We start from the raw sequence: 13663 nt of genomic DNA, 5'->3' as shown, positions 1-13663 counted from the left end.
TTACTCCTCGTCGAGGAACGGGGACGCGGGGCGCTCAGAGCAGTTCGAGCACCTTGTCGGTGAACGCGGCGGTCGTCGCGGTGCCGCCCAGGTCCGGCGTGCGGACGTCGGTCTTGGCCAGGACCGAGGCGAGCGCGTCGGTGACGGCCGCGGCGGCGTCGTCGTGGCCGAGGTGGTCGAGCATCATGGCGGCCGACCAGATGGCACCCATCGGGTTGGCGATGCCGCGTCCCGCGATGTCGGGGGCGGAGCCGTGCACGGGCTCGAACATGGAGGGGAAGTCCCGCTCCGGGTTGAGGTTGGCCGCCGGGGCGATGCCGATGGCGCCGGCCACGGCCGCGGCCAGGTCGCTGAGGATGTCGCCGAAGAGGTTGGAGGCGACGACCACGTCGAAGCGGGCGGGGTCCAGGACGAACTTGGCGGCCAGCGCGTCGATGTGCTCCTGATCCCACGTCACCTGCGGGTGCACGGCGCCGCGTTCGGCGACCAGCTCGTCCCAGAAGGGCAGCGTGTGGACGATGCCGTTCGACTTGGTGGCGGAGGTCAGGTGCCCGCCGCGCCGGTCGGCCAGCGCGAAGGCGTAGTCGAGGAGCCGGGTCACCCCGGCCCGGGTGAACACGGCTTCCTGCAGGGCCATTTCCTCGGGGAACCCCCGGTTGAGCCGGCCGCCGATCTCGCTGTACTCGCCCTCGACGTTCTCGCGTACGACGACGAAGTCGACCTCCCCCGCGGCAGCCGACCGCAAGGGGCTCTCCAGGCCTTCGAAGACGCGGATCGGCCGCAGGTTGACGTACTGGCGAAAGCCGCGGCGGATCGGTATCAGCAGGCCCCACAGCGAGACGTGGTCGGGCACGGCGGGGTGACCGACGGCGCCGAGCAGGATCGCGTCCTTGTCCCGCAGTCGATCGAGGCCGTCCTCGGGCATCATCGCGCCCTCGCGCAGATGCCGTTCACAGGACCAGTCGTACTCGGTGAAGGTCAGCCCGATGCCGTGGCGTCCGGCCACGGCCTCCAGGACCCGGCGCGCGGGCGGCAGCACCTCGGTCCCGATGCCGTCACCGGGGATGAGGGCGATGTGGTGGTTCGTCATGCGTCGATTCCAGCAACGGGGCCGTGCGGGCGTCCAAGACGTGCTGGTGATGTGCCTGATAGGCCGTGCCTGTCAGTGGAGCTCGGCGGGAAGGCCACCCCCGGAAGACCGGCCCCGGAAGACCGACTCACATCAGGCGCACTCCAGGAACGCCTCCGCGGCGGGCGAGAGCAGCCCGCGGCGGCTCACCAGCGCGATGCTCAGCTTCGTCTCGGGCTCGATGTCCAGGACGCGGACGCCGATCCGCTCGGCCGTGGTGCGCCAGGACTCCGTCACCACGGCGAGGCCCACCCCCGCGAGGACCAGCGGCAGGATCGCCACGCGGTGCTCGGTCTCGGCGGCGACGCGGAGGGCGATGCCGCGCTCCAGGAGACCGTCGACGTAGGCCCGCATGCCGGTGCCGCGCTGACCGACGATCAGCCGCTGTCCCGCCAACTCCTCGCAGGAGACTGCCTCTTGGGAGCCGAAGGGTCCGCCGGGCGGCACGAGCAGAACAAAGCGCTGCTCACCGACCGGACGGACGACGACCTCCTTGTCGGGCAACGGCCCCGAGGCCGCGAGCAGTCCCAGCTCCGCGGCACCCGTACGCACCATGTCGACGACGTCCCGCGAGGTGAAGGCGGCCTTGACGGCCACGGACACGTCCGGATGGCGGTCGTGGAAGGAGCGGACCATGGTGGTCAGCGGTTCGACCGCCTGCGAGGGCATCGCGGCCACGTCGAGCCGACCCGACCGCAGCTCCCGCACGGCGGCGACACTGGCCCGCGCCGTCTCCAGGCCGCGGACGGCGGCCCGGGCGGGCTCGATCAGCGCCCGCCCGGCCTCGGTGAGCACGGCCCGCCGCCCGATGCGGTGGAAGAGATCACTGCCCAGGTCCCGCTCCAACGCCCGCACCGACTGCGACAGCGAGGGCTGCGACAGGTACAGCGCGCTTGCCGCACGGTTGAACCCACCGTGATCGACGATCGCCAGAAAGTACTCCAGCTGCCGGATGTCCATGGCCCGATTCTCACCCGCCGCCTTCCTGAGGCCTGTCGGCCTCGGCGGCGCCGGGGAGGGTCGGGTTCCAGAGGCGGTCCGCTTCGCCGCGGGCGAGATGGTCCTCGTAGATCCGCACCTTGTACCGCATCACGTCCAGGGTGTCCCGCAGCTCGCGGATCTGCGCCTCCACGCGCCTCTCGTGCCGGCGCAGCAGTTCGAGGCGCTCGGTTTCGTTGCCCGGGCCCTGGCGGGCCAGCTCGACGTAGCGCCGGATCTCCGCCAGGGACATGCCGGACGAGCGCAGCTTCGTGCAGATGGCCAGCCACTCCACGTCTTCCTCGTGGTAGATCCGGCGCCCGTTGGACAGCCGGCGCACCGGATTGGCGAACAGGCCCTCCCGCTCGTAGAACCGCAGGGCGTGCACGCTCAGCCCGCTGCGTTGCGCCACCTCACCGATGCTCAGATCCATGAGCTCTCCTCCCCCGCACAACCGTTCACTCAGCCGTTCACGCAACCGTTGATCTAGACCCGACTCTAGGTTCTAGCGTCTCGGTGTCGGCCCGTCGGGCCGTGGAAACAGAGGGAGACAGGGGGAGAACATGAGCGTCTGGTTCGTCACCGGGGCATCGCGCGGGCTCGGCGCGGAGATCACCCGGGAGGCGCTGGACCGCGGACACCGCGTGATCGCCACGGCGAGGGACGCGTCCGCGGTGCTGCGGGCGCACCCGCAGGAGCCGGAGGGTCTGCTCGCGGTGAACGCGGACGTGACCGAGCCGGAGCAGCTGTCGGCCGCGGTCGAGGCGGGCCTGGCGCGATTCGGCCGGATCGACGTCGTGGCCAACAACGCCGGTTACGGCCTCCTGGGCGCGATCGAGGAGACCTCTGACGACGCCGCCCGGGCGCTGTTCGACGTCAACGTCTTCGGCGTGCTCAACACCTTGCGGGCGACCCTGCCGACGTTGCGCGCCCAGGGCTCGGGACACGTCCTGAACATCAGCTCCGTGGGCGGCTTCGCCACCGCGCCGGCGGTGGGTCTGTACGGAGCGTCGAAGTTCGCCCTCGAAGGCATCTCCGAGGCACTGCACGGCGAGCTGGCCCCGCTGGGCGTCCGCGTCACGATCGTGGAACCGGGCGGGTTCCGCACCGACTTCCTCAGCAGCTCCAGCATGCGGGTCGAACCGGCCTCCATCCCCGACTACGCCGCCGGCACGGGCCCGGTGCGCGAGGCGCTGGCCCAGAACGACGGCCGCCAGCCGGGCGATCCCGCGAAGGCGGCGAAAGCCGTCGTCGACATCACCGAGATCCCCGAGCCGCCGCTGCGCCTGCAGCTGGGCGCGGACGCGATCGAGCGCGTCGAGGCGAAGCTGGATCTGGTGCGCCGAGAACTCGACCAGTGGCGCCACGTGGCACTCTCCACCGGCGCCTGAGCGCCTCCGGCTCCGCCCCCGGCATGGGCACGGATACCCGGCCCAAGGGCGCCACCCGCCGCCGCCCATCCACAGCGCGCCGTCCCTGACCTCGGGGACGGCCGCTGCCCCGCCTGGAGGTTCAGCGTTCGGGGATGCTCGTCCGCGGCTTGACGTCGGTCCGCATCGACATCTCGCGCAGTACGCCCCACGCAGTACGCCCCACGTCTCGGCCGGGTTCATCCGTCCGAGCGCGAGTACGACTCCGGCCGCCCGGCCGACGGTCGCGTGCGTCCACACCGCATGCTTCAACTGGGCGGCCTCGTCGACCAGTTCCCCATCCTTTCCGCCGGGGGTACCCCCCGGCGGCGAGCCCGGGGTGGCGAGGGTCAGGTGTCGACGCGGTCTCCTCAGGACGCGTTCCCGTTCCACAGATCCCCTGGCCAGCCGGGACGACGCAGCCCTCAACCGAGCGTCTGATCCCGGAGAGTTGGCCCTCCGGTTCCGTTCCCGGGGAGTCGCGGGGGAGTGCCATGAGTCGTGCATGACCGCTCGAGGTCGGGCTATCCAGGGAGCCCGTGCGGGAGTAGATTCGTCGTAGCCCGTGGAATATACCTCGCCGTCAGCGCGGTGATGTGGTTTCGGCGATCTCTCAGGGCCAAGGAGCCCTCCACGCCAGCGGCTGTCTTCGCGGGACTCTGATCCCGCTTCATCAGCACCACTGCGATTCCGGATGGACGACGTCCGTCCCGGCTCCCCATGGCGGTGCACTCCCTTCGGGGTCCTTGATGCGTGACTACTTCGTAGACAAACTCCTGATGATCACTCCGCTTCACGGCACGCCCGGCGTATGCCTGTACGGCGAGGTCACCGGTGCCCACAAGGGCCCGCTGGCCATCGCCGTGACCGACCACAGCCGCACCGCACAAGAGATCACCATCGACCTCACCCGGGTCGAGTACCTCTCGAACGGCGTCCTGGAAACCCTCGCCGTCCTCGCCCGCAGCCTGGGCACACACCAGAGCCTCCACATCATCGCGGCCCCCGAACTGGGCCTCGAGGAACGGCTCGCCGCCCACGGCTGGGCCGACATCGAGTCCCTGCGGGTGAGCTCCGACTGACAGTGTGGTCCGCCCTGCCCCCCCGCAGGCCGTCGACGTCGGCGCGGCCGAGAACGAAACGGTCAGCATCAGGCGCGGTGGAAGGCCGCGTGCGGGCTGGGCCTGGGATGCGGATCTTGCAGGTGCGCCGCCTCGGGACGCCCCGGTCGAGGTCTACGCCGAGTGGCGCGCCCTCGGCGGGCCGACGGCCCGGGAGGAGTTCTTCCCCCTGAGGGCCACGGGCGCGGGAACGGCCCTTCGTACGAGTGAACCTGCCGCCGCGCCTCGTCGTGCTGAGCGCTCCGGCGGAAGTGGCGGCTCGGGAACGCCCCGCGGTCGTCGGCGGTCGCGCGGCACTGGCTGCCGTATCCGCGCCTGGGACGCGCACAAGATCACCGCTGCGGGCGCCGCGCTCTCGGCGCATCACACCTGGACGTGCCGCGCGCTCCCCGGTCCCCGCCGGACCCCGCCGTGATCACCCACTGACGCGGTCACGAGCGCTGGTCCCCGGCCGGCCCCGGCCCTCGGCTTGTCCCCGAAGACGATCGAAGGGCCGTATCAGAGAGATCTGATACGGCCCTTCGACCTGCGACTCTTACGAGTCGGGACGACAGGATTTGAACCTGCGACCCCTTGACCCCCAGTCAAGTGCGCTACCAAGCTGCGCCACGTCCCGTTGCCCGTGTGACCTGGGGTTTCCCCTGGCCGAACGCGCAGAGAAACCATACCGCACTCCGACTGGTGATCGCTCACCCCTTTCGCCGCCCGGGCCACTGTTGACCTCAAGCGCGGTTTAAGTTGCACGCTCTCCGCATGACGACGACCACGGAACGCACATACGGATACAGCGACCTGCCCGGCCTCATGGGCCTCATGACGGGGGACGAGAAGCACGGGCCCGCCGCGACGTCGACCCTCGACGCGCTCTGGGTGCTCTACGACCGAGTGCTCAGCGTCACACCGGAGCGGGTCGACGATCCGGGACGCGACCGGTTCCTGCTCTCCAAGGGGCACGGGCCCATGGCCTACTACGCCGTCCTCGCCGCCAAGGGGTTCCTGCCCGTCGACTGGCTCGAGGGCTTCGGCTCGTACGACTCCCCGCTCGGGCACCACCCGGACCGGGTGCTCGTGCCGGGTGCCGAGATCGGCAGTGGTTCGCTGGGGCACGGGCTGCCGCTCGCCGTGGGGACGGCGCTCGGCCTGAAGGCGCAGGGGCTCACCGCACCCCGCGTGTGGGTCCTCGTCGGCGACGCCGAGATGGACGAGGGCAGCAACCACGAGGCCATCGCCTATGCCGGGCCCGCGGGCCTGGAGCAGCTGCACACGCTCGTGATCGACAACAGCTCGGCGAGTTACGCGAGGCCCGGCGGGATCGCCGCCCGGTTCGAGGCCGCCGGATGGTCCGCCGAGACCGTCGACGGGCGTGATCACGAGGCGCTGTACGCGGCCTTCACCGCGCCGCATCCGGGGCGGCCGCGCGTGGTCGTCGCGCGCGTCGAGCCCAAGGAGTCCGCGCGCGAACCGAAGGTCGCGTGAGCCCTCGCCGCCGCCCCTGTCTCCTCTCACCCCACCCGTTCACCCCACCCCTGCCCGCGCACCTCCCGGAAGGACCCTTCTGCCATGGACACCATGCGTGACCGTTTCGCCCCCGTCGTCTCCCGGCTGCTCGACGAGGATCCCCGCGTCGCCGTCGTCCTCGCCGAGATCGGCAAGGACCCCTTCGAGGAGGCGATGCGCAAGCACCCGGACCGGGTGATCAATGTGGGGATCAGGGAGCAGCTCCTCGTGGGGGCGGGCGCCGGGCTCGCGCTCACCGGGCTCCGGCCCGTCGTGCACACCTTCGCGAGCTTCCTCGTGGAGCGGCCCTTCGAGCAGATCAAGCTCGACTTCGGGCACCAGGGCGTGGGCGGCGTCCTGGTGAGCGCCGCGGCGTCCTTCGACTGGCCCGCGGGCGGCTTCACGCACATGTCGCCGGCCGACGTGGCGCTGTTCGACACCCTCGACGACTGGACCGTGCACGTGCCGGGCCATCCCGACGAGGCCGAGACGCTGCTGCGGCACGCCGTCGCGGCGGGCGACGACAAGGTCTACGTACGCCTCTCGGTGCAGTCGAACGCGCAGGCGCTGCCCGTCGACGGTGCGGGGTTCCTCACCGTGCGTGAGGGCCGGGGCGGTGTGGTGATCGCCGTCGGGCCGATGCTCGACGAGGTCCTCGCCGCCACGGAGGGGCTGGATGTGACCGTGCTGTACGCGACGACCGTGCGGCCCTTCGACGAGCAGGCGCTGCGCCGGGCCGTCGGTGCCGACGCGGCCGCCGATGTGGTGGTCGTCGAGCCGTATCTCGCGGGGACCTCCACCACCGTCGTGAACGACGCCCTCGCGGATGTGCCGCACCGGGTGCTCGGCCTCGGCGTGGGACGGCGTGAGCTGCGGCGTTACGGCCAGATAGCCGAGCACATGGCCGCGCACGGGCTCGACGCGGAGTCGCTGCGCGGGCGGATCAGCGCCTTCCTGGGCGAGCGGACCGCGGTGCGCGCTGCGTGACAGCCGCGACGCGCGCTGCGTGACAGCGGCTTGCGGCCCGCTCCGGGGTGGGCGCCCACCGCCCCTGAGCGGGACCGACTCCGTCCGCAGGCGCTCGCGGCGAGGCCCGCGAGCGCCTGCCCCCAGGGGCGGCAGGGACCGGCGAAGGGTCCCGCTGGAAGAGAGAAAGGGCGTGTCCGGTCAGCCCGCGGACGGAACGCCCAACTCCGGGTGTGCTTCCAGGAGTCGGGGCGGTGCCGCCTGGCGCCAGGAGTCGGCCAGGATGTCCTCGAGCTCCGCCTCGTCCAGCGCCGCGAGGCGCACCCTCACCCATGCCGAGGCCGCCTCGTGGGCGGCGACCCAGAACTTGTCGGGCTCCGCGAGGACCAGTTCGTCGCGCTCGACCTTCGGGCAGCGCACGGCGAAGGACGTCTCGTCGTCGGGAACCGTCACGAACATCTTTCCGGCCACACGGAACGTGGGCATGCTCCACGCGATCTTCTCCACCGTGTCCGGCAGGGCGAGGGCGATGCGGCGCACGTCATCGGAGGTGACGCGCGCACGGGATCTGGACTTCGACATGCGATGAACCGTAACCAACCCCACTGACAATCACCCGGCGATCACCCGGCGCCCCGTGGCCGCGCGGACGCCACGGCTCACAGCACCCGCTTGTCCAGCCACGCCGTCAGATCCTCCTGGACCTCGTCCCGATTGGTCTCGTTGAGGATCTCGTGGCGCGCGTCCCGGTAGCCCTTCCACGTGAGGTCCTCGACCCCCACGTACCGGAAGTCCTCCAGGAGTTCGTGGACGAGCGTCATCCGCTGATTGCACGGATCCTGCTCGCCGACCACCACGTGGATCGGCAGATCGGCCAGCACGCGCGCGAGGTTCCGCGGGTCGTTGATCTTCCGGATCCCCCGCAGCCAGTCCACGCTGAGCCCCGCCGAGAAGGCGAACCCGCAGCGCTCGTCCTGTGCGTAGACGTCCACCTCGGCCTCGTCGCGCGAGAGCCACTCGAAGCCGGTGCGGTGGACGTACGGGGCGTTGAACGAGGCGAAGAGGTCGGGGACGTACGAGGAGGGCGCGGCCCGGCCGCGCTCGGCGATGTCGCGCTCCAGACGGGCGATGTCCCCCTCCGTGTCGGCACCCGGCAGCGAGCGGAACGTACCCGAGAGGATCACGCCCGCGAGTCCGTCCGCGTACTCCTGGGCGTAGTCCCGCGCGAGCATCGCCCCGAGGCTGTGGCCCAGCAGGAAGAACGGCAGGCCGGGGTGCAGGGTGCGCACCTGGTCGCCGATGGCCCTGAGGTCCTCGACGATCGCCCGCCAGCTGTCGGCGTCCTCGGCGCCGGATCCTCCGGAGGTCACGCCGTAGCCACCCGTGGCCTGCGCGGTGGCGCCGTGGCCGCGGTGGTCGGAGGCGACCACTCCGTAGCCGTGCGCGGCCAGGTGGCGGGCGAACCGGTCGTACCGCAGGGCGTGTTCGGCGGCGCCGTGCGCGATCTGCACATAGGCGCGCGGCCTGCCGTCCGCCGGCAGCCAGGTGTACGTGGCGACGGGCACGCCGTCCGCCGCGTTGAGCAGCCCTGCGGTGTACGCGGCACTGGGGGTGGTGTCGTCGGCTCGGTCGGGCATCGCTGCGGCTCCCTGGAGGTGCGGCTGGTTTCCACCGGGCAGCCTCCCCCGCGCGCGGGACGTCATGCGGACACAAGAGACACCGAAGAGCGCAGGGGGACGGCTCCGAGGGGCCCGTACGAGGACAGGCGCTGGGTCGCGCCGCAGACGCCGGACGGATTCCGGGAGGCGGCGCGGCAGTTCAACGGGATCGGGCGCGCTTCGCGCGACGCGGGTCTCGGCCCCGTGCTCTTCCACGACCACGGCACGGACCACGGGGCGGTGAGGGGCGGCGCGGATCGGGCGACGTACTTCCGGTGTCATCCGCGCCGCTTCCCCGCGCCGCAGGTCAAGGACATGGCGGCGGACGGCCGCTTCGCCGACGTCGGTTCGGACACGCTCGATTTCGCCGCGATGTTCGCGCACGCGCGCGTGGGCGGCGTCCGGCAGGGGCTGGTCGAACACGACACCCCTGCCGACCCGTTCGCGACGGCGCGCGACAGCTACCCGTGTTTGGCGGCGCTGCGCTCCTGACCGCCCGGGTCCGTGCCGAGCCGCTTGTAGAAGAACGTCGTCGACCGGAGGGCCCCCGCCGGGTCCGACGCGTAGTCGGGGATGGTCCCGGACCGGTTCCAACCCGCCTTCTCGTACAGGGACTCGGCGGGGCTGCCGGTCTCGGTGTCCAGGACCAGGAGGGTCACGCCCGCTTCGGTCGCCGCCTCCTCGGCCGTGGTCAGGAGCGCGCGGGCGAGGCCCTGCCCGCGCGCGGAGCGGTGGACCATCAGCTTGACGACCTCGGCGCGGTGGCGGCCGTTGGGCCGGTCGACGAAGGCCACACTGACGGTGCCCGTGACGCGCCCCGCGTCGTCGCGGGATGCCCAGACGGCGAGCCGCCCCTCGGCGACGGCCGTGTCGAGCCCGCGCCACCAGGCGGCCGCGGCGGCGTGGTCGAGGTCCGCGAGGAAGCCGACGGACGCGCCGCCGTGCACGGCGTCGAGCAGGAGGGCGGCCAAGCCATCGGCCGAAGAGCGGAACTGGTCCGCGTCAAGACGATCGACGCACGCCCGCTTCGGGAAGACGGTCACGGCTTGACCACCACGAGCGCGTACCGCACGGCCTCCTCGCCCAGGCAGCGGAACCGCGACGCGCCCCACAGCCGGTAGCGCAGGCAGTCGCCGGTGCCGATCGCGTGCGCCTCCCCGTGCACCGTGACCTCCAGGGTCCCTTCGAGCACCCAGATGTGCTGCTCCAGGCCGGGCACGGCAGGGCGGTCGTACGCGATGTCGGCGCCGGGCTGCAGCCGCCCCTCGACGAGTTCTCCGCGCATCCCGATCTGCGGCGGGGAGACCTGCCAGCGCATGAAGCCGGCGTCGTCGTCCGCCCAGACCGCCTGGTCGACGGCGCGCACCAACTGCGCGGGCTCCGCCTCCACCTCGCTCAGGAGCTGCGACATGGTCCGTTCGTAGACCGCGCAGAGCCGGTTCAGGAGGGCCGCCGTGGGGCTGATCTCCGCGCGCTCGGCACGTGACAGGGTGGAGCGGCTGATGCCGCTCAGCTCGGCCAACTCGCCCAGGGACCAGCCGCGTTCGGCACGCAGCTCGGACAGCCGGGCGGCGAGACGCGCGTCGACTCCATCGTGTTCCATATTCGGCACGCTATCCCGCATGTGGGACGACAACAAGCGTGATCCACCTCTCAGCCCTCCCCCCTTCAGTCGTGCGCCGAGACCGCCCCGAGCAGCTCCCCGGTCCGGCCGGTGGCGGCCCTGAACTCCGGGGAGGCGAGCGTGGCGGCGTACTCCCGCTCGGTCGGCAGACCCACATCGACGCCCTCCGTCACCGCGCCGGGACCCGGGCTCATCACGACGACGCGGTCCGCGAGGAACGCGGCTTCGGCGATCGGGCGACGCCCTCGGCCGCGAAGGACTGCACGGACGCGAGGGCCGCCGCCAAGCCGCCAAGCCGCTAAGCCGCTTCGATGCGGTAGACGCTGCCGCCGATGTCGAACACGTACAGCTCGCCGGTGCCGCCCTGCGCGAAGGAGATGACCTCGCCGCCGTTGACTCCGAGGTCGTTCACGCCGGTGACCTTGCCGTTCTTCATCTCCAGGGAGCGGACGGTGCCGTCGCAGTAGTCGCTGAACACGTACTGGCCCCTGAGGGTGGGGATCGCCTTGCCCCGGTAGACGAATCCGCCGGTCACCGAGCAGCCGAGGCCGGTGCGGTCGTACTCGTGCACCGGCGGCACGTGGTTCGCGGGCTCCGCGCCGTCCCGGAAGGGGTGGTTGCCCTCCATCTGGGACCAGCCGTAGTTCTCGCCGCCCTCGCTCCTCGCCGGGGCCCAGTCGATCTCCTCCCAGGCGCTCTGACCGACGTCACCGATCAGCAGGTCGCCCGTGCCCGCGTCGAAGGAGAACCGCCACGGATTACGCAGCCCGTACGCCCAGATCTCGTCCTTGGCCTTCGGATCGTCCACGAACGGATTGTCCGAGGGGATCGCGTACGGCTTGCCGCCCCTCGGGTCGATCCGCAGCAACTTGCCGAGCAGCGTGTCCAGGTTCTGCCCGTTGCCGTGCGGGTCGCCGCCCGAACCCCCGTCACCCAAGGCGATGTAGAGGTAGCCGTCGGGGCCGAACTTGATGTCGCCGCCGTTGTGGTTCGCGTAGGGCTGCGTCTGGGTGATGACGGTGCGCCGCGTCTCGGGCCGGAGCTTGCCGTGCCGCACGGCGAACTCGTCCACGGTGCTGGTGCCTTCGAGGTTCGTGTACGAGATGTAGAAGTGCGCGCGCTTGTTGTCGAACGCGATGCCCAGCAGGCCGCGTTCACCGTCGGTGGTGGTCTCCTTGGAGATGTCGAGGACGGGCTCCCCGAGCCCCTGACCGCTCAACACCCTTACGGTGCCCGCGCGTTCGGCGATCCAGAGCGTGCCACCTGGACCGGCCGCGCCGGCGATCGGATTCCGGGCCGTCGCCACCTTCTCGAGCGCGACCTTCGGCGCCTGGCGCGGGGCGGCGGACTCGTCGGCGGATGCCGTGGTCAGGGCGAGCGAGGCGACGAGGCAGATGGTGCCGACGATCGCCGTGGTTCTCGTGCGAACTTTCACCGTGATCCTCCTGGAGGCGGCGCATGGGAGGTCACCCGGCTGCGGGGGCAGAGCTGGGTGGGCGTCGCCCGTGCCGGCACGCAACCTGGGTGGGGGGATGGTGTGCCACTGGCCACGGCTGAGGATACTGGGACGGCGGAGGCTGGTATAGACCTACCGGGTCAGGATCCGGCGACACCTGACTGACCGCCACCGATGCCGCGCAGCAACGTGTCGACCACGAGCGTCGCCAGCGCGTCGACGTCGTCGTCGGCACCTTCGCCTTTCTCCTGACGGCCCTGGGCGGCCTCGTGGATGAGGGCGTAGTAGGCGCGGCGGGCCCAGTCCAGGTCGGTGTCGGGGCGCAGCACGCCCGCCTCGCGCGCCCGGCGGAAGAGGCGGTCGCACTGGTCGAGCACGTCGGCGTGCGCCTGCGCCACCTCCGGATCCTGCGGGGCGGTCCTGCTCATGGCGAACCCCCAACTGATCTTCACGCGAAGGACGTTGGCGGTCGCCTGGTAGAGGGCGATCAGCGGCGGCGCACTGTCGGGGCGGGCGCTGGTCACCGCCTCGTGGAACTGACGCGTCGCCCACGCGGTCAGCGCGTCCACCAAGGCGTCGCGGCTGGTGAACCGCCGGTGCACGGTGGTGCGCGCCACACCGGCCGCCGCCGCGATCTGCTCCATCGTCGCCGCCGGGTTGGCGCCGAGGACGCGCTCGGCGGCCTCGAGGATGGTGCGCACGGTCCGCTCCGCGTCCGCGCGCAGAGGCCGCCGCCCGTCGCCGCGCGACTCCTGCCGGGTGCGCTCCACGTGGCTCCCTCTTTCGTTCTTTCACCGAATCGCTCTCGCCAAGATGTTACGTCAGGGGCACTGGTACGCAGATAGTTGCAACACTGATGTTGCAGGTCCTATGGTTCAAGCGTCTTCGACGACTCACCTACGGCTCAAGAGTCGCCCTCAGGATCAGGACCAGGGCCAGAAACAAGACCAGGACCAGAACAGAACAGAACAGGGGAACTCCATGGATCTGCAGCTGACCGGCAAGACCGCCCTCGTGACCGGCGCGAGCCGCGGCATAGGACTGGCCACCGTCTCCGCACTGCTCGACGAGGGCATGCGCGTGGTGGCGGCGGCCCGCACCATCACGCCGGAACTCAAGGCCACCGGCGCCATCGGCATCTCCGTGGACCTGTCCACGGCCGAGGGACCCGCCCGCCTCGTGGAGCAGGCGATGGCGGCGCTCGGCGGAGAGGGCGGAGACGGCGGGGACGGCGGGCTCGACGTCCTCGTCAACAACGTCGGCGGCGGCGACTCGGGCGAGGGGTGGACGGGCGGCTTCCTCACCTTCACCGACGAACAGTGGCACGAGGCCTACGAGTTGAACTTCTTCGCCTCGGTCCGCGTCACCCGGGCGGCCCTCCCCCACCTCACCGCGCGCGGCGGCGCCGTCGTCAACGTCTCCTCCACCAGCGCGAAGACGCCGCACGCCGGGCCCATCACGTACAGCACCGCCAAGGCCGCGCTGACCGCGTTCGGCAAGGCGCTGGCCGAGGAGTTCGGGCCGCGGGGCGTACGCGTCAACACCGTCACGCCCGGCCCCGTCCGCACCGACATGTGGGAGAGCCCCAACGGGTACGGCTCCGAGGTCGCCAAGGCCATGAACGTGTCGCAGGAACAGCTCCTCGCCCAGCTCCCCGCCATCGCGGGCATGGTCACCGGCAGGCTCGTCACCCCGGCCGAAGTCGCCGCCCTCGTCGCCTACTTGGCCTCGCCGCTCGCCGCGAGCACCACCGGGGCGGACCACGTCGTCGACGGGAACTCGGTCAAGAGCGTGTGACGGCCCGCGCGTGCGGCAGCCCGCCGCG

At 71.5% G+C, this 13663-nt stretch carries 14 protein-coding genes, 1 tRNA gene and 2 pseudogenes; 6 read left to right on the top strand and 11 right to left on the bottom strand.

Annotated elements, in window-relative coordinates:
• Nucleotides 1-34: 34 nt before the first annotated feature.
• The 3 genes from ACZ4D5_RS28595 to ACZ4D5_RS28585 form a co-directional block, all read right to left on the bottom strand.
• Nucleotides 35-1090 carry a tartrate dehydrogenase gene (locus tag ACZ4D5_RS28595; protein WP_467775284.1) on the bottom strand — a complete coding sequence of 352 codons (1056 nt, stop codon included), beginning with the start codon at nt 1088-1090 and terminating at the stop codon, nt 35-37.
• A 132-nt stretch (nt 1091-1222) separates the two neighbouring features.
• Nucleotides 1223-2089: a LysR family transcriptional regulator gene (locus ACZ4D5_RS28590; protein ID WP_467775283.1), complete on the bottom strand. Its 867-nt coding sequence runs from the start codon at nt 2087-2089 to the stop codon at nt 1223-1225.
• A 10-nt stretch (nt 2090-2099) separates the two neighbouring features.
• Nucleotides 2100-2540: a MerR family transcriptional regulator gene (locus ACZ4D5_RS28585; protein WP_467775282.1), complete on the bottom strand. Its 441-nt coding sequence runs from the start codon at nt 2538-2540 to the stop codon at nt 2100-2102.
• A gap of 130 nt (nt 2541-2670) precedes the next feature.
• Here ACZ4D5_RS28585 and ACZ4D5_RS28580 point away from each other — a divergent pair, with 130 nt between their 5' ends.
• Both ACZ4D5_RS28580 and ACZ4D5_RS28575 read left to right on the top strand, forming a co-directional pair.
• Entirely contained in the window at nt 2671-3498 is an 828-nt protein-coding gene (locus tag ACZ4D5_RS28580; RefSeq protein ID WP_467775281.1) for an oxidoreductase, read from the top strand.
• Nucleotides 3499-4295: 797 nt separating this feature from the next.
• On the top strand, nt 4296-4598 hold the full coding sequence (locus tag ACZ4D5_RS28575) for a hypothetical protein (protein WP_467775280.1): 303 nt from the start codon (nt 4296-4298) through the stop codon (nt 4596-4598).
• Between the two features lie 581 nt (nt 4599-5179).
• Here ACZ4D5_RS28575 and ACZ4D5_RS28570 read toward each other — a convergent pair.
• Nucleotides 5180-5253: transfer RNA gene (locus ACZ4D5_RS28570), tRNA-Pro, on the bottom strand.
• A 137-nt stretch (nt 5254-5390) separates the two neighbouring features.
• Between ACZ4D5_RS28570 and ACZ4D5_RS28565 the strand changes: the two genes are divergently transcribed.
• Together ACZ4D5_RS28565 and ACZ4D5_RS28560 are read left to right on the top strand one after the other, a co-directional pair.
• Nucleotides 5391-6113 (top strand): transketolase, encoded by a 723-nt coding sequence (locus ACZ4D5_RS28565; RefSeq protein WP_467775279.1) that lies wholly within the window; start codon nt 5391-5393, stop codon nt 6111-6113.
• Nucleotides 6114-6197: 84 nt separating this feature from the next.
• Nucleotides 6198-7121: a transketolase family protein gene (locus tag ACZ4D5_RS28560; RefSeq protein ID WP_467775278.1), complete on the top strand. Its 924-nt coding sequence runs from the start codon at nt 6198-6200 to the stop codon at nt 7119-7121.
• Nucleotides 7122-7301: 180 nt separating this feature from the next.
• Here ACZ4D5_RS28560 and ACZ4D5_RS28555 read toward each other — a convergent pair whose 3' ends face one another.
• Together ACZ4D5_RS28555 and ACZ4D5_RS28550 are read right to left on the bottom strand one after the other, a co-directional pair.
• Nucleotides 7302-7682 (bottom strand): MmcQ/YjbR family DNA-binding protein, encoded by a 381-nt coding sequence (locus ACZ4D5_RS28555; RefSeq protein WP_467775277.1) that lies wholly within the window; start codon nt 7680-7682, stop codon nt 7302-7304.
• Nucleotides 7683-7759: 77 nt separating this feature from the next.
• Nucleotides 7760-8737 carry an alpha/beta fold hydrolase gene (locus ACZ4D5_RS28550; protein WP_467775276.1) on the bottom strand — a complete coding sequence of 326 codons (978 nt, stop codon included), beginning with the start codon at nt 8735-8737 and terminating at the stop codon, nt 7760-7762.
• Nucleotides 8738-8875: 138 nt separating this feature from the next.
• Here ACZ4D5_RS28550 and ACZ4D5_RS28545 point away from each other — a divergent pair.
• Nucleotides 8876-9250: pseudogene (locus ACZ4D5_RS28545) on the top strand (sugar phosphate isomerase/epimerase); the annotation flags it as partial.
• Here ACZ4D5_RS28545 and ACZ4D5_RS28540 read toward each other — a convergent pair.
• The 5 genes and pseudogenes from ACZ4D5_RS28540 to ACZ4D5_RS28520 all read right to left on the bottom strand — a co-directional run bounded on the left by ACZ4D5_RS28540 (nt 9220) and on the right by ACZ4D5_RS28520 (nt 12608).
• Entirely contained in the window at nt 9220-9801 is a 582-nt protein-coding gene (locus ACZ4D5_RS28540; protein WP_467775275.1) for a GNAT family N-acetyltransferase, read from the bottom strand. The pseudogene ACZ4D5_RS28545 and the gene ACZ4D5_RS28540 sit on opposite strands and share 31 nt — an antisense overlap.
• Entirely contained in the window at nt 9798-10361 is a 564-nt protein-coding gene (locus tag ACZ4D5_RS28535; RefSeq protein ID WP_467775274.1) for a helix-turn-helix domain-containing protein, read from the bottom strand. Before ACZ4D5_RS28535 ends, ACZ4D5_RS28540 begins: the two co-directional genes overlap by 4 nt.
• Before the next feature lie 65 nt (nt 10362-10426).
• A pseudogene (locus ACZ4D5_RS28530) lies at nt 10427-10615 on the bottom strand (ABC transporter ATP-binding protein); the annotation flags it as partial.
• Between the two features lie 65 nt (nt 10616-10680).
• A complete protein-coding gene (locus ACZ4D5_RS28525; protein WP_467775273.1) occupies nt 10681-11817 on the bottom strand; it encodes a PQQ-dependent sugar dehydrogenase in 1137 nt (378 codons plus the stop codon).
• 161 nt (nt 11818-11978) lie between these two features.
• Nucleotides 11979-12608 carry a TetR/AcrR family transcriptional regulator gene (locus ACZ4D5_RS28520; protein WP_467775272.1) on the bottom strand — a complete coding sequence of 210 codons (630 nt, stop codon included), beginning with the start codon at nt 12606-12608 and terminating at the stop codon, nt 11979-11981.
• A gap of 211 nt (nt 12609-12819) precedes the next feature.
• On the opposite strand from ACZ4D5_RS28520, the gene ACZ4D5_RS28515 reads away from it, so the two are divergent.
• Nucleotides 12820-13635 carry an SDR family NAD(P)-dependent oxidoreductase gene (locus tag ACZ4D5_RS28515; protein WP_467775271.1) on the top strand — a complete coding sequence of 272 codons (816 nt, stop codon included), beginning with the start codon at nt 12820-12822 and terminating at the stop codon, nt 13633-13635.
• The last annotated feature ends 28 nt before the right edge of the window (nt 13636-13663 follow it).

This window comes from Streptomyces sp. NPDC025651, from assembly GCF_055558735.1.
The sequence above is the reverse complement of the archived record's forward strand: the minus strand, read 5'-3'. Positions and strand labels throughout refer to the sequence as shown.